This window comes from Nocardioides sp. NPDC004968 (genome assembly GCF_040608935.1).
In the GTDB taxonomy this organism is placed as follows: domain Bacteria; phylum Actinomycetota; class Actinomycetes; order Propionibacteriales; family Nocardioidaceae; genus Nocardioides.
Map to the genome: position 1 here is coordinate 64019 of NZ_JBEXJF010000013.1, position 21315 is coordinate 85333.

Consider the following 21315-nt stretch of genomic DNA (forward strand, 5'->3'; position numbering starts at 1 on the left):
CCGACGCCGCGCTACCCCTTTCATACCCACTCGTCGGACTTCTAAACCGGAACTCGGAAGAAAGTTTCGAAAGAGGACAGAAGCTGACCGGATGACTTCAGAGACTGGAGACATGACGAACCACAGCAACCAGCGGCCGGTGATCCGCACTCAGGCGCTGACCAGGCACTTCACCCGAAGCAAGAAGACCGTCGAGGCCGTACGCGGGCTCGATCTCGAGATCCACCAAGGCGAGCTCGTCGCCTTCCTCGGCCCGAACGGAGCGGGCAAGTCCACCACCTTGCGGATGCTGACCACCCTCATCCCGCCCACCTCCGGCACCGCCGAGGTAGCGGGCCACGACGTCGTCCGCTCACGCGGCGCCGTCCGGCGCTCGATCGGCTACGTCGGCCAGGGCAACGCCGCCGCGTTCATCCAGCGCGGCCGCGACGAGCTGATGTCCCAGGCTCGCGCCCACGGCATCCCGCGCGCCGCCGCGAAGGCGCGCATCGAGGAGCTGCTCGTGGCCTTCGACCTGCAGGAGTACGCCGACCGCCCGGTCCAGACGCTCAGCGGCGGCCAGCGGCGGCGGCTCGACATCGCGATCGGGCTGCTCAACCACCCCGAGGTGCTGTTCCTCGACGAGCCGTCGACCGGCCTCGATCCGCAGAACCGCGCCAACCTGCAGGAGCAGATCCGCCGACTCCACGAGGACGGCACCACGATCGTGCTCACCACCCACTACCTCGAGGAGGCCGACGCGCTCGCCGGACGGGTGATCGTCATCGACCACGGCGTGGTGATCGCCGACGACACCGCCACCCGGCTCAAGGAGAGGCTCGGCGACCTGGTGCTCCTCGGTTTCGGCACCGAGGCGGACGCCACGGCCGCCGCGGCCCGCGCCGAGGCGGCGCTGTCCGGTCCGACCGTCATCGAGCGTGCCGGGACACAGGTCTCGATCCGCACACCGCGCGGTGCCGACAGCGCGCCGGCGTTGACCATCGACCTGGCCGCCCACGGCACCCCCGCGATCCGGATGGAGGTCCACACCCCCACCCTCGACGACGTCTTCCTCGACCTGACCGGCCGCAGCCTGCGCGAGTCGTCCCAGTCCACCTCCCAGTCCGCCACCACCCAGACCGAAGGAGCAGCAGCATGACCACCCTCACCGTCCCGACCGCACAGGTACGGAGCACCACCCGAGTGCCGAGCCGCCCGACCGGCTTCCTCACCGACACCTGGACCGTGCTGCTCCGCGAGCTCACGCCCAAGCTGCGCCAGCCCGCCTCCATGCTCTTCGCGATGATGCAGCCGCTGGTCTTCCTGGCCCTCTTCGCGCCACTCCTGCCCGCCGTCGAGAGCGGCAGCGCGCTGCAGTGGTTCGTGCCGGGCATCGTCGTCATGACCGCGCTGATGGGCGCCTCGATGACCGGCGCCGACCTGACCGCCGAGATCCGCTCCGGCTCCCACGAGCGGCTGCTCGTCTCGCCTCTCTCACGGCCGTCCCTGCTGGTCGGGCGGGCCCTGAAGGAGGTCGTGCCGGTGCTGTTCCAGACGGTCGTCATCCTCGCCGTGGTGACCCCGTTCAGCTTCGACCTCCACCTCGGCGGAGTCCTGGTCGGAGCCGTCATCGTCTCGCTCTTCGCGATCGGCCTGGGTGCGCTCAGCTTCGCCCTGGCCACCGCCGCGAAGGAGCAGGACTGGGTCTTCTGGACGGTCCAGCAGATGCTGATCTTCCCGCTGCTGCTCCTCTCGGGAGTCCTCCTCCCCCTCGACGGCGCGCCCGGCTGGCTGCGGTTCCTCAGCGACATCAACCCGATGACGTACGTCGTGGAGGCCGAGCGGGCGCTCTTCGCCGGTCAGTTCCAGGCCGATGTCGTCATCGGCGGCTTCGTCGCGGCCGCTGCCGTCGCGGTGGGCGGGGTGCTCGTCGGCGTACGGACGATGGAGAGGTCGAGCTGAGGTCGGGCCGAAACCCCTTGACCTCAAGTTCACTTTAGCTTCCACACTGGACGCATGACGCCCCAATCCCGCACGGCCCCGAGCCCGACAACGATCGTGCTCACCGTCATCGCCGGCACGGTGATGATCCCGATCGACATCACGATCGTCGCGGTCGCGATCGCCCGTCTCTCCCAGGAGACGGGCGCTTCGCTACCGGTGATCCAGTGGGTCGCCACCGGCTACACGCTCGCCCTGGCAACGGTCATCCCGGCCGCGGCCTGGGCGATCAGCCGGTTCGGCGCCCGCCAGGTCTTCCTGACCGCGATCGGCGTCTTCACGATCGGATCCGGCCTGGTCGCGGCCTCGTGGAACGTCGAGTCGCTGATCGCGTTCCGGGTGCTCCAGGGGCTCGGCGGCGGATTCGTCATGCCGGCCGCGATGACCCTGACGCTGCGCTCGGCGCCGCCCGAGGAGCGTGGCCGGCTGATGGCCCTGATGGGCCTGCCGGTGCTGGTCGGTCCCGTCTTCGGGCCGGTGCTGGGCGGCTGGCTGCTCGACACGATGTCGTGGCGGTGGATGTTCCTGATCAACCTGCCGCTGGGTCTGATCGGCCTCGTCCTCGGGATGCGCAACCTGCCGCGTCTGGAGCGCGGCCCGAGCGCCCGCCTGGACGTACGCGGCCTGCTCCTGCTTCCGCCCGCGATGGCTCTCCTCGTGCTGGGCACCTCGTTCGCGGAGGGCACGCTGTTCGAGGCTCAGGTGCTGGTCCCGATCGGGGCCGGGATCGTCCTGGTGGCGCTCTTCGTCCGGCACGCGCTCCGCGCCGCCGCTCCCCTGCTGGACATCCGGCTCCTCGCCCGACCCCTGACCGGCGGCAGCGCCGCGCTGCTGGTCTGCTTCGCCGGCGGCTACTTCGGCTCGATGATCCTGGTGCCGCTCTACTGGCAGGTCGTACGCGGCGAGTCCGCGACCACCGCAGGACTGCTGATGGCTCCGGCCGGCATCGCGGCCGGGATCATGATCCAGGTCTCCGGCCGCCTCATCGACCGTTTCCCGCCGCTGCCGGTGATCGGCTCGGGCATCGTGATCTCCACCCTGGGCTTCGGCGCCCTGGCGCTCCAGCTGAGCGCGGACGCGCCGATGCTGGCCCTGGCCACGACCCATGCCATCGCGACCGCGGGCGCCGGGTTCGTGATGCTGCCGACCATGACCATCGCCACCCGTTACCTCGAGGACAGCGCCATCCCGGCCGGCTCGACGATGATCAACGTGCTGAACCAGGTCGCCACCGCCCTGTGCACCGCCGGCGTCTCGGTGCTCCTGGCCGCCGCGCTCTCGTCCCGCCTTCCCGGACTGGGCAGCGACGGCATCGGAGCGCTCAGCTCCCTCGCTCCCGCCGAGCGAGCAGCGGTCGCGCCACTGGCCGCCGAGGCCCTGCAGGTCGCGTTCTGGCTGCCGGTCACGATGATGGCGATCTCGGGCGTGGTCGCATTCCTCGTCTTCCGGCGTACGCCGTCGGCTCGGAGCGTCTCCGTCGGCAGCCCGCGGCCTGTCCCCGCCGCGGTCGCCGACTAGTTCCTACCAGGGGCGGCGGTCGCCGGGATACTGCTTGGGGCCGCCCGGGTTGGGGCGACCAGGGTTCGGGCGACCAGGGTTCGGGTAACCCGGGTTGGGGTGACCGGGACCGGGTCCGGCGGGATGGACCTGGCCCCGATAGACCGGTCCGCCACCGGGGTACGGCCCGACGGGCCGGGCGTGCCGAGGGCCCTGCATGTCAGGCCGGGGCGGTTCGCGGCGCCGGCGCCGGGCCAGAAGCAGAGAGATGAGCAGCCCCAGCCCTGACAGCGCGAGCAGCCCGACGGCGATCTCGACAAAGCCGATCCCGAACAGCCCGCTGGAGGCAGGGGTCGGACCGTCCGAGGCGTCGGTGAACGTCACCGGGCCCGCCGTCTCCGAGTCGCCCACGGGCGGGGCCGAGGAAGACTCCGACTCGGAGGCTGACGCCGAAGGCGACGTCGACGGAGACGCGGAAACGGACGCGGAGGGCGTACGCGAGGGGGTGGGCGAAGCCGTCGCCGACTTCTTGGGCTTCGCGGTCTGCCGGGGAGTCGGGGCCTTGGTCTCCGCTGGGGCGGTCGGCGCCGGCGCACCGGTGGCCTTCGGCTTCTCGGTCGGCCGCACGCCCGGCGGGTACTTGGCGAAGACCTGGACGCCCCAGGTGGTGTTGTCGACCTCCACGAAGGAGATCCCGATGTGGGTGTAGTCGCCCAGGATGTTGGCCCGGTGCCCATCGGAATTCATCCAGCCCCGGTGCATCTCCGCGCCGGTCCGATAGCCCATGGCGACGTTCTCCCCGACTCCCTGCCACCCCTCCGGCACCTGCTCGGCGAGGTCGGGGTTGTGCGAGAGCGCCCGGTCGGCAGCGATCTTGTAGGCCCACTTCCGCGCCAGACCGTCGAGTGCGGAGTCGCGCGTCAGCGGGTCCAGGCCCGCGTCGGCACGAGCGGAGTTCGCCAGCCGCTTGATCGTTCCGCCCTCCCCCGCGGACGCCGGACCAGCGCTGACGAGCAGCGCGGCAGCAGCCAACAGCAGAGCGAGGACATAGGACACGGGGCGATGCAGGTGGGGGAACATCCCCGCCAGGGTATCTACCTTTACTTGGGAGTGCTGCGCCCGAGGTGGCGCTCGATGTGGGCCGCGATCCCGGCCATCAGCAGGCTCTGCCCAAAAGCCGACGGGTCGTCGGAGTCGGACTCCGCGCCAGGCCCAGCAGGCCGCCAGGCGGCCATCGACTCCATCAGGTTCGGGAAACGCTCCGGATCCGCGTACGTCACGAGCATCTCCTCGAACCTCGCATAGGGGTTGTCCTCGAACCGGGCAGACTCGACCTCGATCCTCGCCTCACCCAAGGCGTACTGCGAGATGATGCCGAGAATCGCCATCTTCTCCTCCGGGGGCAACGTCACCTCTCGGAGGTAGTAGAACCCGAGATCGATCCAGGCGAGGCGGTTCGGTCCGGGAAGCGTGCCGACGAGGGGCAGATCGAGGAACCACGGCCGACTCAGAGACAGGTCGACCTGCGCGCGCATCCAGGCCGCCAGACCATCGCGCCAGCCCAGGTCGCGCGCCGGCTCCACCAGCTCCGCACAGAGCCGGTCGGCGAGCAGGATGAGCAGCTCGTCCTTGTTCTTCACGTGCCGATAGAGCGCCATCGGCGAGCAGCCCAGCGCCTCGGCGACCCGAGCCATCGAGACGGCAGCAAGACCCTGCTCATCAGCGATGACGTACGCGGCCTCGACGATCTGGGCGGCGCTCAGCGCCGGCTTGGGGCCGCGCCGGCCGGGCGGGGACTTGCCCCACAGACGAGGGATCAGGTCGGAACTCATCACCTCCATCATGCCCTGCTCCCTCCAGAAACGGGTTGACCGGCCCTTTCTTCTGCGTACTCTATAAACTGTTAATCACGTACGCTATTAGATCGGACGGCTCATGAGCACTTTGAAACGACCTTTGGCGCGCCAGTGGTGGGTCTTCCCGCTGGCCGCCGCGACGGTGATCTTCCTGGTGACGGCGCTGCCGCGGTACGTCGGACTGGACCCGTCACAGTCGCTCGTCGAGACCGACCGCGGGCCGGCCTTCTACCCCGCGCTGGTGACGCACATCTTCTTCGGCTCGGTGATGCTCTGCTGCGGCGTACTCCAGCTGTGGCCGTGGTTGCGCGCCAACCATCCAAAGGTGCACCGCTGGACCGGTCGCACCTATGTCGTCACCGCGATCCCCACCGGCGTGGGTGCACTGGTCACCAGCCAGTTCCCCGCCGCAGGACCGTCCCAGCAGGTCGGCAACACGTTCCTGGCCGTGCTGTTCCTGCTGTTCACCGTGCAGGGCTACCGGGCCGCGCGGCAGCGTCGCTTCAAGGACCACCGCGAATGGATGTACCGCAGCTATGCGATGGCGTTCTCGATCATCGCCAACCGCTTCTGGGGCACCGTCCTGATCATGATCTTCGTGCCGGACCTCGCGAACGGCGCCGACCTCGGCACCGACGACCCCACCCTCGCCAGCGCCGCCGCGGCCTCAGCGTGGGTCAGCTGGGTCGTGAACCTGCTGATCGCCGAGTGGATCATCCACCGCAAGCCGCGCCGGCGACGCACCGATCAGGCCAGTGCGTCCCGCAGGGTCGAGCGCCAGACACCGGTGAGCTCCTCGAGCGGGATCTCGACGCTGCCGCCGTCATAGGAGACCGAGTACGCAGCGCCACCCGTCACACCGAGCTGCGTCGACGCGACCCCGTGGCGCTCGGCCAGCGAGGTGAGCCGCTCGACGTCGGCGGCCTTCACGGTGACGATCGCGCGGGCGACCGACTCCGAGAAGAGCGCGACGAACGGGTCGCCGGCGAGCGTGACCGAGACGCCGATGCCCGACGACATCGCCGGCTCGGCCAGCGCCTGCATCAGGCCGCCGTCGGAGAGGTCGTGGGCGGAGGTGACGAAACGCGCCTCCAGCAGCAGCTCGGCGAGCGCCTTCTCGGCCGCCAGGTTCACCTTGGGCGGCAGCCCGCCGAGGTGACCGTGGACGACGTGGGCCCACTCCGAGCCGGAGAGCTCCTCGTGGGTCTCACCGAGCAGGACGACGACCTCGTCGGCCGCCTGGAAGTCCGAAGGCGTACGCGTGGTGACGTCCTCGATCACACCGAGCGTCGCGACCACCGGCGTGGGGTGGATGGCGGTCTCGCCGGTCTGGTTGTAGAGGGAGACGTTGCCGCCGGTAACCGGGATGCCGAGCTCGAGGCAGGCGTCCTTCAGACCGCGGGTGGCCTCGGCGAACTGCCACATCACGTCGGGGTCCTCCGGGGAGCCGAAGTTGAGGCAGTCGGAGATGGCCAGCGGCTTGGCGCCGACGGACGCTACGTTGCGGTAGGACTCGGAGAGGGCGAGCTGGGCGCCGGCATAGGGGTCCAGCTTGGCGAAGCGCCCGTTGGCGTCGGTGGCGAGCGCGACACCGAGGTTGGTCGACTCGTCGACGCGGATCATGCCGCCGTCGGCAGGCTGGGACAGGACGGTGTTGCCGCGCACGTAGCGGTCGTACTGCTCGGTGATCCAGGACTTGTCGCACAGGTTCTCCGAGGCGACCAGCTGGAGGACGGTCGAGCGGAGCTCGTCGGCCGAGGCCGCACGCGGGAGCTTCTCGGCCACGTCGGCCTGCAGCGCGTCCTGCCACGACGGGCGGGCGTAGGGGCGCTCGTAGACGGGGCCGTCGTGGGCCACAGTGGTCGGGTCGACGTCGACGATGGTCTCGCCGTGCCAGTCGACGCGCAGCCGGCCCTCGCCGGTCACGGTGCCGATCACGGCCGCCTCCACGTCCCACTTGGCGCAGATGTCCATGAAGGTCGCCTCGTCCTCGGGCGCGATGACCGCCATCATCCGCTCCTGCGACTCGCTCATCAGGATCTCCTCCGGAGCGAGCGTCGAGTCGCGCAGCGGCACCCGCTCGAGGTGCACGTGCATGCCGCCGTCACCGGCAGCGGCGAGCTCGGAGGTGGCACACGAGATGCCGGCCGCACCGAAGTCCTGGATGCCGCGCACGATGCCGGCGGCGAAGAGCTCGAGGGTGCACTCGATCAGCAGCTTCTCCATGAACGGGTCGCCGACCTGGACGCTCGGGCGCTTGGCCGGACCGTCCTCGTCGAACTCGACGCTCGCGAGGATGGAAGCGCCGCCGATGCCGTCGCCGCCGGTGCGCGCGCCGTACATGATCACCAGGTTGCCGGCGCCCGACGCCTTGGCGAGGTGGAGGTCCTCGTGACGCAGCACACCGACGCAGAGCGCGTTGACCAGCGGGTTGCCGAGGTAGGAGGCGTCGAAGACCGCCTCGCCGCCGATGTTGGGCAGACCCAGGCAGTTGCCGTAGTGGCCGACGCCCGACACGATCCCGGGCAGCACCCGGTGGGTGTCGGGCTCGGACAGGGGACCGAACCGCAGCGGGTCCATGACGGCGACCGGCCGCGCGCCCATCGCGAGGATGTCGCGGACGATGCCGCCGACGCCGGTCGCGGCGCCCTGGTGGGGCTCGACGTAGGAGGGGTGGTTGTGGGACTCGACCTTGAAGGTGACCGCATAGCCCTGCCCCACGTCGAGCACGCCCGCGTTCTCACCAATGCCGGCGAGCATCTTGCCGGCCGGGGTCTCCTGCGGGATCTCGCCGAACTGCTTCAGGTGCACCTTGGAGGACTTGTAGGAGCAGTGCTCCGACCACATCACCGAGTACATCGCCAGCTCCGCGCCGGTCGGCCGGCGGCCGAGGATGCTCTTGATCTCGGCGTACTCGTCCTCCTTCAGGCCGAGCTCGGCCCAGGGCTGCTCTCGGTCGGGATCACCGGCAGCGTGGTGCACGGTGTCCAGGAGCGGAAGATCGGACTCAACGGCAGCGGACGAAGTCTCGGTCACGGGCAGAAATCTACGTCAGAAGTGCCCAATCCCCCGAGTCCTCAGCGGGGCAGCCCGCGCCACTGCCGCAGGTCGCGGATCTCACCGAACTCATGGAGCGCCTGCCGAGCCACCTCGCCGTCCCCGGCGTAGGCGGCGACGCTCCAGCCGTGACCCTGCACCATCTCGGCGGTGACCCAGGAGGCCTCGCCGTGCGGGGTGGGCAACCGGCGCGGGCGCCAGGAGAGCGACATCGCGCCGTCGAGGCGCTGCTCGATCCTCGGGGTCGAGCCGGTGGCGGCGTACTTCCTCTGACCGGTCTGCCACTCGCTCCAGTAGGCGTAGTGGAGGTAGACCTGGGTGCCGCGCCAGGACATCGAGCACTCCACGAAGAGGCGATGTCCTGAGCTTGTCGAAGGGTCGCCATCGCCGGTCTCCCCCTGGGCGCAATCACCACTCCGGAAGGCGTCCTCGTAGCCCGGGAAGACCCACTTCAGGCCGTCCGCACCGCGCGGGTCCGGGCACCGGGTCAGGGAGCCGGAACCGCTACCGTCCCAGCAGACGTATGGCGTGTTGACCTGCTTGGTGGTCGAGCTGACCTGGTCGGCGACCGCGAAGGGCCCGATCACCTCGCCGCCGTGAGCGACATGGATGATCCCGGCGACCGTCAGCGCGAGCATGACCGTGATCGCGAAGAGGACCGGCGTCACCCGATCGCGTCGCTGCCGCACAGGTCCCCACCCCCTTGGCGATCCATTCCTTTACCAAGGTAACGCCGCCAGGCGGGTTTGGTTAGGGCCCATATGCACCAGGACCAACGTCCCGTCGCGTCCGCCGACCGAGACCTCTGCCCGCGGGCTGGACCAACCCCTAGTCTTCTATTCGTAGTTATTCACTATAGAAAGGCCATTTGGTGTCCTCCCCCAACACGTTCAGCCGACGCAGCCTGCTCGCCACCGGAGCCGGCGCGGTCGCCGCCACCGGCCTCGCCACCCCCGCCAACGCAGCCACCGAGGTTCCGTTCAAGGCCCGTAAGGTCAACCGGCCCAAGCGCAGGCCCAACCTCCTGGTCATCCTGGGCGACGACCTCGGCTGGGCCGATCTGTCCGCCTACGGCTCCCCCGACATCAAGACGCCCAACCTGGACCGGCTCGCGGCCTCGGGCGTGCGGTTCACCGATGCGTACTCCGCCTCCTCGGTCTGCTCCCCCACCCGCTTTGGCCTCTACACCGGGCGCTACCCCGGTCGCCTCTCCGGCGGCCTGCCGGAGCCGATCAGCTCGCCCAACGAGCTGCACGGCATCCCGCTCGACCACCCGACGCTGGCCTCGCTGCTCAAGGACCAGGGCTACGCGACCGCACTCTTCGGCAAGTGGCACTGCGGCTTCCTGCCCTGGTACAGCCCGACCCGGGTCGGCTGGGACGAGTTCTTCGGCAACTTCTCCGGCGGGATCGACTACTTCTCGAAGTTCAGCCACAACGGGGCGTACGACCTCTACGAGGACGAGGTGGAGGTCGAGGACCTTCGCTACTACACCGAGATCGTCACCGAGAAGGCCGTCAGCTTCATCGAGCGCGACCACGACGCCCCGTGGCTCCTCAACCTCAATTTCACCACCCCGCACTGGCCCTGGGAGGGCCCCGAGGACAAGGCGGTGAGCGATGAGCTGACCGCCCGGATCGAGAACGGCGAGAAGGGCGTGCTCTTCCACAACGACGGCGGCTCGCTGGCGACGTACAAGACCATGGTCGAGGACCTCGACCAGTCGATCGGCCAGGTCATCCGGGCGCTCGAGCGTACCGGCCAACTCCGCGACACCGTCGTCTTCTTCGCCAGCGACAACGGCGGCGAGCGGTTCTCCAACGTGTGGCCGTTCACCGGAGCGAAGTCGGGCCTCAACGAGGGCGGCATCCGGGTGCCCACCATCCTGAGCTGGCCCGGCACCCTGCCCGGCCGCCAGGTCAGCGACGAGCCCGCGGTCACGACCGACTGGACCGCGACCTTCCTGGAGCTCGCCGGCGCGACGCCGTCGCCGGAGTATCCGCTGGACGGCACCAGCCTGGTGCCACTCCTCTTCGGCGGCCGGCCGCGCGAGACCCAGGACCTCTTCTGGCGCATGCGCGGCCAGCGGGCCCTGCGCCGCGGCTCGCTGAAGTACCTGCAGCTCGACGGCACCGACCACCTCTACGACCTGAGCGAGGACGTACGCGAGCAGGCCGACCTGGCCCGGAAGCGGCCCGAGGATCTGGCGGAGCTCCGTGCGGCCTGGGAGAAGATCGACGAGACCCTGCTGGCGTACTCCTGACCCGTGGCTGGGCGAGTCCACTGGTAACTAAGTGACGGTTGTGACTACCGTGACGAAATATGGGGGACTTCACCAGGTTCAAGTACGTCAGACGGGCACTCGGCGCGGGCTTGATCTCGGGCGTCGTCGGCGTCGCGGGGCTGGCAACACCCAGCCCCGCGGCGGCCGCGAACCCGGTCACTCCGGGCAACTTCACCGGCTATGGCTTCGACCAGTGCCAGGCGCCGTCGCAGGCGGCGATGGACAGCTGGTGGAAGCACTCGAACTTCGGCGCGGTCGGCATCTACATCGCCGGCAACTCGCGCGGCTGCCGCACCCAGACCAACCTCAGCGCGACCTGGGTGCGCAAGCAGCAGGCCCGTGGCTGGCGGCTGCTGCCGATCACGCTCGGTCCGCAGGCCTCGTGCAACCCGCACTTCCCGCGCTACCGCGACGATCCGCGGATCAGCGCCCGCTCGACCGACCAGTACGCCACCGCCAAGCGCCAGGGCATCAACCAGGCCAACGCGACCGTGGACGCCGCCAGGCGCTACGGCATCGCCGCCGGGAGCACGATGTTCTACGACCTCGAGGGTTTCGACATCGGCAACAAGCGCTGCCGTGAGTCGGCGATGTGGTTCGTCTCGGCCTGGAGCCACCGGATCAAGAAGCTCGGCTACCGCCCCGGGATGTATTCGAGCGCGTCGTCGGGGATAAAGGCGATGTACGCCGTCTGGCACGCCCAGCCGCGCGGCTTCGTCTACCCCGCGGACCTGTGGATCGCCGACTGGGACGGCCGCGCCGGCACCTCGACCCGGTACATCCCCGACAAGCCCTGGAACCCGCACCGCCGCGTCAAGCAGTACCGCGGCCCGCACAAGGAAACCCACGGCGGCACCACCATCGAGATCGACTCCAACTTCGTCGACCTCGGCCGGGGCTCCTACGCGCGGCCGGTGACGCATTGCGGCGGCGTGCCGGTCAGCTTCACCAGCTATCCCGCCCTCAAGCCGCGCACCAGCTCCTACACTCCCTCGCCGATCTACACCAAGGCGCTCGAGTGCATGCTCCGCGAGCGCGGGAACTTCGGCGGCCCCATCGACGGGACGTACGACCGGGGGCTGGTGAGCTCGGTCAACGCCTGGCAGCGCTCGCACGGCCTGACGGTGCGCAAGACCTGGACCCAGGGTGCCTGGAAGACGCTGTGGGCGGCCAACAGCCGCCCGCTCCTGAAGCGCGGCTCCGCAGGCGAGAGCGTCCGCGACCTCCAGCGCGCCCTCAGCGCCACCTCCGCGCCGGAACGCCCGAAGATCACCGGCGTCATGGACTGGAACACCCAGGTCGCCCTCGTCGCCTACCAGAAGCGCCTCGGCCGCACCGCGAACGGCATGGCCACCGAGGTGACCTGGTACGACCTAGCCCACGGCCGCTGACCGAGGTTGTGAAGCTGAGCGTGGCCCATGGACCACGCTCAGCTTCACAACTCCTCGGGCTCTGAGCAGAAGATCTGCTGTGACTCCGCGGCCGAGTCGGAGTGGGCGAGCCCGGTCACCTCGGCCGGGACGCCGTCGGGGTAGAGGTCGCGGAGGTCGAGGACACCGACACAGAAGATGACCTCTTCGACCGGGTCCGGAAGCTCCGGGACGGAATCGTCGTCGAACGGTCGGTACTCCTCGAGCGGCAACGGCACGCGTACGTCCCGCTTCAGCTCCTCGCCCGCCGCCAGCTTGACCCAACCGACCGCCGGCATCTGCGCGAACGACTTGTCGTCCGGCAGCGCGAAGACCCGCTTGCTGACCTCGGCCCGGCTCCCGCCGCTGCCCAGGACGTAGACGGTGTCCGCCGAGGCCGGCTGCAGCGCCCCGTTGGCGTACGTCGGCACCGAGTCGACCACGTAGACGTCGGTGTCCGCGTCGTTGACCACCCGATAGCTCACCTCGAGCGCGCCACCCGTCCGGGTGATCTCGGACTCGAACCGGACCCCCTCGATCTCGCGCTCCCCTTCCGGGGCCTTCGCGCAGCCGCCCAACATCAGGCCTCCCGCCGTCAGCAGCGATGCCAGGAGCATCAACCTAGTAGTGGTCACGGTGCGGAGCTCCCATCTCGTCGCGGAGCCCGTTCTCGGTGTAGACGTACGGGTGGTCCGGGTCGATCTGCTCCGGGGTGCTGGGGTCGTTGTCGTGATCGACGGGAAGACCGGCAGCCTCGCGCTCACGGTTGTTCGTCCCCTGGTTCTCGGGGTCGTCGCCGTGATATTCGCCGGGCTCGAGCGTGTCGTGCATGTAGTCGTAGACGTGCGCCATCTCGTGGTACAGCACCGCGACCGGCGGGCCGTCGACGGGCGTCTGGGGAGCACGGTTGCCGGTGTTCATCGTGTCGATGTCCGGCATGTACTCGATCTCGTTGCCGCCCATCGGTCCGTTGGAGGCCGAGCTGTTCGGTGTGTCACCGACGTACTCGCGGATGGTCAGGTTCTCCTGTCCGATCCCGAACACGCCCGAGTCGTCGTGTCTCCGGTCCAACGCGGCGAGCATCTGCTGGCCCGTCGGCGACGCGGCAAGCATCTCGAGGTCGGCGCGGGTGCGAGCGACGAACTCCGGGGAACCCTCGATCTTGATCCACTCCGGGACCTCGGTGATCTGGACCGTCACGTGCTGCTCGACGTCCTCGTCGGTGTCGCCGGACTCGCTGTGGGCCTTGTCGTCACCCGAGCCTCCGTAGGTGGTGTCGGTCCCCCGCCCGGCGTACGTCACGTCGTCTCCGGCGCCGCCGTGGATCCGGTCGTTGTCGTCACCGCCGGAGGCGATGTCGTTGCCGTCGCCGCCGACGAGCAGGTCGTCGCCATCGGCCCCTTCGAGGTAGTCCTGGCCGCGACCGCCGCTGATCCGGTCGTTTCCGGCCATTCCGTAGACGGTGTCGTCGCCGCCCGCTCCGGTGGCGAGGTCGTTGCCGCCCTGGGCGTCGATGTAGTCGCGATCGGTGCCACCCGAGACCCGGTCGTCGCCGTCGCCGGCGAAGATGTGGTCGCGGCCCTGGCCGCCGAGGATGCGGTCGCTCCCGCTGCCGCCGTTGAGCCGGTCATCACCTCGGCCGCCGAGCAGCGAGAGGTTGACATTGGTGCCCTGCGGGACGTTGATCTCGTCGTTGCCCTCGCCGGCGCGGATGACGATCTCGTTGCCGGGAGGCACGTCGTACATCTGACCGTTGACGGTGACGACCTGCTTGCCGGTCAACGGGTTGATCCCGACCGTGACCACGTCGTCGCCGCTGCCGGTGTTGATGTACGTCTTCCCGTCGACGTTGATCATGCCGACCGAGTCCACGTCGGCGGGGAGGTGGAACGGGTCCTGTCCGGCCTCGGCGATCGCCGCCATGCTCGTCGACAGCCCGTGCCAGGCAGCGGTGGTGTCGACCAGCACCTGCCGGTCGGCGTTGAGGTCGCGATCGAGGCCGGTCCGGATCTCGGAGGCACGCGCGATGGCGTCGGTGACCAGCTTGCTGTCCTCGGGGGTCTCGGGCTCGAACCGGATGTCGCCCGACGGGCTGCCCTGGTGCGGGATGTGGGCCACCGTCGCCCAGGACTGGTCGAGGTGGCCTTGGGCGATGCGTACGGTGCCGGCGATGCGCGCCGTCGACGAGGACGCTTTGTCGGCGAGCTCGCGTGCCTTGTCGAGGTCGGTCAGGAGCGTCTTGCGATGCCCTTCGTAGGACTCGGCCGTCTGGCCCTCCCAGTCGGCGACGACGTCCTTCGAGCCGCTGATGAACGCCTCGGTGACGCCGTCGAGCGCCTTCGCGATCGAGGTCCAGCCACGCGATGCGTCATCGATGGACGCCGCGTCGTCCCACAGCTTCCAGGTGCCTTCGGACATCTCTGGCTCCTCAGCGCGGGGTCGGGGTGGGGCCCGGCGACGGGCTCGGAGTGGGTGAAGGAGGCGGCGGCCCCGGGGTCGGCTCCGGAGGCCGCGGCGTCGGACCCGGCTCCAGCGAGTTGCTCGACTGGGCGGCCCGGGCGACCTCCTCGTCGGTCGCGGAGATGTCGAACGCACACAGCATGAGGGCGTCGGCGTCCGCCTCGAAGACAGCCGCGAACGACTCGAGCGCGCTGGACGCGGCCTCGACCAGCGGCCCGTGCGCAGCCGTGGTGTCGTAGCCGCCCTGGGTGTTGCCGGCGTCGCGTGAGGCGACCACGAGTGCGCCGGCGTTGTCCGTGGTCGCGCCGGTCAGGTCCATCGCCCAGTCGATGCAGCGGTCAGCGAGCTTGACGAGCTCGGCGGGACGTACGTTGATCTGAGATGACATCGGGGCCTCCTTCTCCAACGGAGTTCTTCCCCGGAACACGCGTGGCTACACGCGAACGCCGCGCCTATCTCACGATCCGAGACACTGGAGAACGGTGCCCGTCAGGAGAACGGGTTGGGGAGGGCACCCGGGAGATCGGCGAGGAGCTCGCGGGCACGGGCGGCGACCTTGTGCTCGACGAGGACCTCGTACTTCGTCGGCACGATGACCTTGACGCTCGAGAAGTCGCGGGTGCCGCGGGTGGCGGCATAGCCGATCAGCGACCAGATGAGGCCGAAGACGATGCCGAGGAGCACCGTCGAGAGCAGGACGAAGAGGAAGTTCTCGTTGCTGAAGAGCGACATGATCAGGCCGACGAAGACGCCGAGCCAGGCGCCGGAGAGGACGCCGGCGAGGGCGACCTTGCTCCAGGTGAGGCGACCGGTGATCCGCTCGATCTGCTTCAGCTCGGTGCCGACGATCATGCAGTTCTCGACCGGGAACTCCTTGTCGGCGAGGAAGTCGACCGTCTTCTGCGCGGCGGCGTAGTCGTCATAGGTCGCGAGCGACTGGGGAAACTCCAGCTTCAGCGGGCTCTGCGGGCCGTTGACCGGCGAGGTGAAGGACATAGCCCCAGTGTGCCCCAGCAGAGGTCAGTTCTTGAGGACGCCGTTCGCGATGACGTCGAGCATGGGACGTACGTCCTTGGGCTCGAGCGAGGAGTGGTCGGCCATGGTCGCGACGCCGCCGAGGAGGCGGCACACGTCGAGGTTGTCGACACCCTCCCGCAGCGCGCCATGCTCGGCCATCTCCGTCAGGACGCTCTCGTTGGCGTCGGCGTAGGTCTGGCACTTGGTGCGCAGCGGGGAGTCCTGGCAGCCGAGCGAGGCGGTGATCTTGGCCGCGGCGCCCTGGTGGCGGGTCAGCAGCGAGACGTACTCCTCGAACCAGGCGAGCAACTTCTCCCGGCAACCGCCCTCGGTCGCCATCGCCTTCTCGACGTGGGCGGAGACCTCCTCGATCCAGGTCGCCATGATCGCCTCGTGGAGCGCCTCACGCGTGGGGAAATGGCGGTAGAGGGTGCCGGGACCGACGCCCGCACGCCGAGCCACCTCGTCGAGAGGTGCGTCGAGACCGCGCTCCTTGAACACCACATGGGCGACCTCGATCAGCCGCTCGCGGTTGCGCTGCGCGTCGGCTCTCATCCGGACCTCCTCAGTGGCTCCCGCAGGGCTGCGGGGGCCTCACGTTAACAGCAGCCTCCGCCACATCAGCACTGCACTCGTCCAAAAGGCGTTGCTAACCGGAGACACTCTCCGGTAGTGTTCCAATCAAGCGGAGGCTTCCTCCGCTTCACTGTACTCCTCTTCCGTCTCCAACAGGAGCTCTTGAATGACATCCACCGTGGCACCACCCAAGCCACCCGCGGCCGCCAAGGCCGCCGCCGGCGCCGGGATCGCCCTGGTCCTGGTCGCCCAGCTGATGATCGTGCTCGACGCGGCAGTCGTGAACGTCGCGCTCCCCCGGATCGCCGACGACCTCGAGTTCACCCCGGCGGCACTCACCTGGGTGCTCAACGGCTACACCCTCGCCTTCGGCGGCCTGCTGCTCCTCGGCGGTCGCCTCGGCGACGTCTTCGGCAGGCGGCGCATGTTCGTCGCCGGCCTCTCCGTCTTCACCCTCTTCTCCCTGGCCGGCGGGTTCGCGCCGACCGACGACCTGCTCGTCATCGCCCGCGCCCTGCAGGGCTTCGGTGCCGCGATCGCCGCGCCTCAGGTGCTCGCCCTGCTGACCACGTCGGCGAAGGACGAGGCCGGCCGTGCCCGGGCGATCGCGCTCTTCTCGGCCGTCTCCTCCAGCGGTGCCTCGATCGGGCTGATCCTCGGCGGCATCCTGACCGACATCGCGTCGTGGCGCTGGACGCTGTTCATCAACGTACCGATCGGGCTCGTCGTGCTCGCCCTCGTCGGCCGCCTCGTCGCCGAGACGGCCCCGCGACCGGGACGCTTCGACATCGTCGGCGCCGTGACCGCCACCGGTGGTGCGGCCGCGATCGTCTGGTCGCTGATCGGCGCCCCGGAGCACGGCTGGACCTCCGCGCGCACCCTCGGCGGGATCGCGATCGGCCTGCTCCTGCTGGTCGCCCTCGTGCTCACCGAGCGCCGCGTCGCCCACCCGCTGCTGCAGCTCCACCTCTTCAACAGCCACCGCCGTGTCGCCGCGTTCATCGCCGCGGTCGGCCTGGTCGGGGCTCAGTTCGCGACGTTCTACCTGACCGTGATCTACCTGCAGGGCGTGCTGGGCATGGGGCCGCTCGCCTCCGGGCTGGCGTTCCTGCCGCTCACCCTGATGATCTTCGCGATGTCGCGGGTGGCGCCTCGGATCGCGGCCCGGATCGGGATGTCGCGGGTGCTGGTCCTGGGTGCCACCGGCCTCACGGCGTCGTTCCTGTGGCTGAGCACGCTCTCGGAGACGAGCACGTACGCCGGCGCCGTCCTGGCCCCGTTCCTGCTCAACGGCGCCTTCGCCTCGCTCGTCTTCACCTCCACCACGGCTCTCGGCCTGGAGGGTGTCGACGCCGCCCACGCCGGCTCGGCGTCGGGTCTGGTGCAGACGATGCAGCAGCTCGGCGGCTCGATCGGGCTGGCCGTGATCGCCTCTGTCTACGTCGCCAACGGCACCCCCGGCGAGGTCGTACCCGGGATGCGCGAGGCCTTCTACGCCGCGGCTGCCTTGGGCACTCTCGGCATCATCGCCTCGCTGAGCGTGGTGCTCCGGCGACCCTCCGGGACACCTTCGTACGTCACCGGGCGGGCAGCGGTCGAGGTCGACTGATCCATCGCGTACCGACGTTCGGCCCCGGCTTGCGATCGCAAGCCGGGGCCGATTCGTACGCCGGGGTCAGTCGCCGTAGACGGCCAGCTCCTGCAGGTGCAAGGTGTAGGCGTTGCTGGTGTTGCTCGTGCCGGTCACCCGGACGTATCGGAAGGTCCCGCTCACCGGATACCAGTCCCCCACGTCGGTCTGCGGGGAGTCCGCGGTCTTGGCGGCGATGGGCGTGTAGCTGATGCCGTCGACACTTCCCTCCACGGTGTAGCGGTAGGACCGCCCATCCGCGTAGTAGGGCGTCACCCTGACCCCGGACACCGGGCGTGCGTCACCCAGATCGACCTGCAGCCACGCGGGCTTGCCGGCGCACTGCGCCGGGTCGCACAGCCAGTTGGTGTGCAGCTTGGCGTCGACCGCCCGGTCCGGCTTCGCCGTGCCCTGACTGCTGGACGCAGTGGCTGGCTTGCCCTCGCTGAGCGGCGTGGGAAGCTCGCCGCTGCAGATCAGGGTCGGCAGCCCGAACGAGGCCGCATCGAAGGAACGGTTACCGTCGGACCGATCGATCACGATCCGAAGCTGACGCACTCCGCTGATGTCCACGTCGAGGCGGATCGCCTCGGTGCCAGTGGTGGCCAACCCGCTGCGCAGCACCGGTGTGGCGCGGATCCGCCGGCCGTCGCCCCACACCTCCACCACGACGTCGCCGTCGGCGGCATGATTCATCGCATCGTCGATGCCGACGACGGTGGTGAACCGTTGGCATCCCTGGCCCAGCTCGAACCGAACTTCCCCGGCGGCGTTGGTGCCGAGGCCCTTCGAGTAGGCGACACCGTCCAGCAGGATGGGGGCGCCTGCACCGGACGGGGTCGCAGGGGTCACCGTGTCGCGGGCGACCGGATGTTCCCCGTCGTGGTTGCGTGAGGAGGAGAACGGCAGGTCGCTGAGCTGGATCCGGCCAGGTCTGTCGACCGGCAGCACCGCGCTGGCCGCCTTCTGCTTCGTCCCGGCCTGCTGGTCGTACGTCACCTCGACGTCGACCTCGGCCTCGGTGGTCTCCGACGGCAGATCGGCGCCGGCAGCGACCGTCCAGCTCATCGTCGCAGTGCCGCCGGGCGCGAGTTGCGACGGCAGCTCGCCGGTCGCCGTGGCCGTGATGCCGTCCGGAGCGGTGACCCGGGCCGTCAGGTTCTCCAGCGCGGCGAACGGGTTGTTGTTGACCACCGTCAACGCGACCGTGCCCGGGTTCTCGCCGATCGTCCCGGCCGGACGGAGCGACACCGCCGCACCGAAGTCCGCCGTCGACAGCTGCTGCAGGGCACGGGTGGCTTCGGCGTAGGTGTCACCGGCCGGCTTCGTCGGGTAGCGATCCGTTGCCCGCGACCACTCGTCGGCGACCGCTTGCCAGTTGATCGCTGTCGGCGCCTCACCGGTGCGCAGGGACTCGCGCAGCGTGGCGAAGTAGCGTTCCCACCGAGGTGCGTAGTAGCCGTTGAGCAGGCCGGACCAGTCGCGGTAGGCATAGTCGGTCAGCGACAGGGTCAGCGTCCACGAGGCGAGGACGCGGCGGGCATCATGCTCGAGGGCGGCGGCTTCGTCGGGCGAGGAGGCGAAGGCGCGTGCCGCCGCCAGCCAGGGTCCGACCATCTGATCGGCCCGGGTGGCGCTGACCCGGTCGGCGGTGTCGATGGCCTCGATCCAAGCGGTGGTGAGCCGGTCGAACTCCGCGGCGTCACGCTCGGCGTACGCCTGCCGGATCTGGGTCAGCAACGGGTGGGAGTATTCGACGACCACCTGCCGCGCGATCTCGGCGAGGTCGTGCCGGTAGGTGTCGCTGGCGCGCAGCGAGGACTTCACCTGCAACAGCGACGGGAGTGCCGCCGCGAAGTCCGTCGGGTCGTAGCGATTCCCCGGGGCCGTGTATTGGCTGGGCCGCGTGGCCGTCAGCGACGGTACAGCGGCGAACAGACCGCTGGTTCCAGCCGAGCGGTTGTTGTTCGGAGCGACCGAGTAGGCAGTGTCCTGCAACGTCTTCCACGCGGCGCGCGCTGCCGGGTCGGTCGCGCCGTAGCGCGCGTCCGCGTACTCAGCGAACCAGGCGTCCAGGTCGACCGGCCCGGTCTGCCAGGGCAGCTCGGCCAGGAACTCCATCGCGACGGCATTGTTGTAGCTGGCTTCCGGGAGGATCGCGATGCCGTCCAGCGCGCTGTTCGGGCGGGCTCGGAACTCGAAGAACCGTTCGTTCCAGGCCTTGATCGGGGCGCCGACTGTCGAGTTGCCGCCGAAGTTCCAGATCGACCCGAAGGCGTACGGCGTGCCCTTCCATTGGGTGTCTCGCTGCGGATCGAGGTTCCGGTCGGAGAGCCCGTCCACGATCAGCATCCGGCTGCGGTCCACCGCGTCGAGAGTCTCCTGGCGCGGGTTGCTCTGCCAGCCGAGGGCAACCCAGATGGCACCGGGATGCGCGGCGTCCAGGGCGTCCTGGACCGCCACCGACGCCTGGCCGACCGGGACGGACCCGGCCGACCCGCCCTCGTGCAGCAGGTCCATCTTGTACATCGTCGACGCTCCGACGACGTCGTTCTGGATCTGATAGAAACGTGCGGCCACCTGACCGAAGAGCTCCTGCGTAGGGGCCAACCAGTCCGGCCGCCGCAGACCGGACCAGGTGCCCTGCGGGACGGTGACGGCGCCCGGGTTCCGGTCGGCGAAGTCGGTCGGCACGGTGCCGAAGTAGCCCGGGAGCACCGGTGTGATCCCCATCGAGCGCATGTAGTCGGCGATGCGTCGGCCGAGGTCGGCGCGCTCTTCCAGCAGTGCGGGAGTGACCGGGTCGGTGAAGTTCCACATGTTCTGCATCAGCCACCACTGCTGATAGACCGGCGACGGGATCCAGGCCCGCGCCTCGGTCTCGGAGTAGCCGTAATCCTGCAGCAACCGGTAGTAGACCATCTCGGACCCGACCGGGAGGAACATCTCGTTGACGCCGTGCATGGCGTTGATGTCGACGAGCTCTCGCCAGTCCTTGAAGGTGCGGAACGGCCCCGAGTAGCCGTCCTCGGTGTCGTTGCCGGAGAACCGGTGTGACACCACAGACGTGCCTTCGATGGGGTTCTTGGGCAGAGGCAGGGAGCCGCGGATCGGCACCTGGTTCCCGGTCCAGGAGACGTCCGCCTTGGCGACCTTCTTCAGGTAGGTGTTGACCCCCATCAGGACTGCTGGGGTGTTCGTCCCTTCTACCAGGATCCGGCCCCGGCGGGAACTGACCCGATACCGGTCGCTGTCACCCGGATGCACCGACAGCTCGAACCGGGCCGCGTGCCGGCTGCCGAGGATCCTGACGAGAGCCTCGCGGGCCGGGCGGGTAGCACCTTGGCCCGACGAGGCCGCGAAGCCGGACGGCTGGCCGCGCAGGCCAGCCGGTGCGGCAGCGGCCGATCCGGTGGCGGTGATCAGACCGAGCAGCATCGCCACGACGATGCCGAGGGTGACTCCTCTGATCTGCGTCGGGTGTTGCCGACCGCTCGTCGGATGAGCCTGTTGACTGCGTCGCTGGCGTTTCGGCATCGTGCCTCCAGA

The 21315-nt window shown here is 69.5% G+C and carries 17 protein-coding genes; 7 read left to right on the top strand and 10 right to left on the bottom strand.

From position 1 onward, the window contains the following. Positions 1-112: 112 nt before the first annotated feature. The 3 genes from ABZU72_RS14860 to ABZU72_RS14870 are packed head-to-tail and all read left to right on the top strand — an operon-like array spanning position 113 to position 3498. Positions 113-1138 (top strand): ATP-binding cassette domain-containing protein, encoded by a 1026-nt coding sequence (locus tag ABZU72_RS14860; RefSeq protein ID WP_355019609.1) that lies wholly within the window; start codon positions 113-115, stop codon positions 1136-1138. Next, positions 1135-1941: an ABC transporter permease gene (locus ABZU72_RS14865; RefSeq protein WP_355019610.1), complete on the top strand. Its 807-nt coding sequence runs from the start codon at positions 1135-1137 to the stop codon at positions 1939-1941. Before ABZU72_RS14860 ends, ABZU72_RS14865 begins: the two co-directional genes overlap by 4 nt. A 54-nt stretch (positions 1942-1995) precedes the next feature. After that, complete coding sequence (locus ABZU72_RS14870; protein ID WP_355019611.1) at positions 1996-3498, top strand: DHA2 family efflux MFS transporter permease subunit; 1503 nt, start codon at positions 1996-1998, stop codon at positions 3496-3498. Between the two features lie 3 nt (positions 3499-3501). On the opposite strand, the gene ABZU72_RS14875 is transcribed toward ABZU72_RS14870, so the two are convergent. Both ABZU72_RS14875 and ABZU72_RS14880 read right to left on the bottom strand, forming a co-directional pair. Then, positions 3502-4557, bottom strand: a complete 1056-nt coding sequence (locus tag ABZU72_RS14875) for a CAP domain-containing protein (protein ID WP_355019612.1) — start codon at positions 4555-4557, stop codon at positions 3502-3504. A gap of 20 nt (positions 4558-4577) precedes the next feature. After that, positions 4578-5309 carry a TetR/AcrR family transcriptional regulator gene (locus ABZU72_RS14880; RefSeq protein WP_229788632.1) on the bottom strand — a complete coding sequence of 244 codons (732 nt, stop codon included), beginning with the start codon at positions 5307-5309 and terminating at the stop codon, positions 4578-4580. A gap of 103 nt (positions 5310-5412) precedes the next feature. Here ABZU72_RS14880 and ABZU72_RS14885 point away from each other — a divergent pair, with 103 nt between their 5' ends. Beyond that, the gene (locus tag ABZU72_RS14885) at positions 5413-6162 is read left to right on the top strand and encodes a DUF2306 domain-containing protein (protein WP_355019613.1); all 750 of its coding nucleotides are present in this window, start codon (positions 5413-5415) and stop codon (positions 6160-6162) included. On the opposite strand, the gene purL is transcribed toward ABZU72_RS14885, so the two are convergent. Both purL and ABZU72_RS14895 read right to left on the bottom strand, forming a co-directional pair. Then, positions 6081-8369, bottom strand: coding sequence for a phosphoribosylformylglycinamidine synthase subunit PurL (gene purL, locus ABZU72_RS14890; protein ID WP_355019614.1), 2289 nt, complete (start codon positions 8367-8369; stop codon positions 6081-6083). The genes ABZU72_RS14885 and purL overlap by 82 nt on opposite strands. A gap of 41 nt (positions 8370-8410) precedes the next feature. Beyond that, on the bottom strand, positions 8411-9079 hold the full coding sequence (locus ABZU72_RS14895; RefSeq protein ID WP_355019615.1) for a hypothetical protein: 669 nt from the start codon (positions 9077-9079) through the stop codon (positions 8411-8413). 182 nt (positions 9080-9261) lie between these two features. Here ABZU72_RS14895 and ABZU72_RS14900 point away from each other — a divergent pair, with 182 nt between their 5' ends. Beyond that, positions 9262-10653, top strand: a complete 1392-nt coding sequence (locus tag ABZU72_RS14900) for a sulfatase-like hydrolase/transferase (RefSeq protein WP_355019616.1) — start codon at positions 9262-9264, stop codon at positions 10651-10653. A 59-nt stretch (positions 10654-10712) separates the two neighbouring features. Next, a complete protein-coding gene (locus tag ABZU72_RS14905) occupies positions 10713-12065 on the top strand; it encodes a glycoside hydrolase domain-containing protein (RefSeq protein WP_355019617.1) in 1353 nt (450 codons plus the stop codon). A gap of 44 nt (positions 12066-12109) precedes the next feature. On the opposite strand, the gene ABZU72_RS14910 is transcribed toward ABZU72_RS14905, so the two are convergent. The 5 genes from ABZU72_RS14910 to ABZU72_RS14930 form a co-directional block, all read right to left on the bottom strand. Beyond that, positions 12110-12718 (bottom strand): hypothetical protein, encoded by a 609-nt coding sequence (locus ABZU72_RS14910; protein ID WP_355019618.1) that lies wholly within the window; start codon positions 12716-12718, stop codon positions 12110-12112. After that, positions 12705-14501, bottom strand: a complete 1797-nt coding sequence (locus ABZU72_RS14915) for a M91 family zinc metallopeptidase (RefSeq protein ID WP_355019619.1) — start codon at positions 14499-14501, stop codon at positions 12705-12707. The genes ABZU72_RS14910 and ABZU72_RS14915 overlap by 14 nt, the downstream gene beginning before the upstream one ends. Positions 14502-14511: 10 nt before the next feature. After that, positions 14512-14931, bottom strand: coding sequence for a hypothetical protein (locus ABZU72_RS14920; RefSeq protein WP_355019620.1), 420 nt, complete (start codon positions 14929-14931; stop codon positions 14512-14514). A 101-nt stretch (positions 14932-15032) separates the two neighbouring features. Next, positions 15033-15539: a general stress protein gene (locus ABZU72_RS14925; protein ID WP_355019621.1), complete on the bottom strand. Its 507-nt coding sequence runs from the start codon at positions 15537-15539 to the stop codon at positions 15033-15035. 24 nt (positions 15540-15563) lie between these two features. Beyond that, a complete protein-coding gene (locus tag ABZU72_RS14930; protein WP_355019622.1) occupies positions 15564-16115 on the bottom strand; it encodes a TetR/AcrR family transcriptional regulator in 552 nt (183 codons plus the stop codon). 187 nt (positions 16116-16302) lie between these two features. On the opposite strand from ABZU72_RS14930, the gene ABZU72_RS14935 reads away from it, so the two are divergent. Beyond that, positions 16303-17745 carry an MFS transporter gene (locus tag ABZU72_RS14935; RefSeq protein ID WP_355019623.1) on the top strand — a complete coding sequence of 481 codons (1443 nt, stop codon included), beginning with the start codon at positions 16303-16305 and terminating at the stop codon, positions 17743-17745. 66 nt (positions 17746-17811) lie between these two features. On the opposite strand, the gene ABZU72_RS14940 is transcribed toward ABZU72_RS14935, so the two are convergent. Then, positions 17812-21303: an alpha-N-acetylglucosaminidase TIM-barrel domain-containing protein gene (locus ABZU72_RS14940; protein ID WP_355019624.1), complete on the bottom strand. Its 3492-nt coding sequence runs from the start codon at positions 21301-21303 to the stop codon at positions 17812-17814. Between the last annotated feature and the right edge of the window lie 12 nt (positions 21304-21315).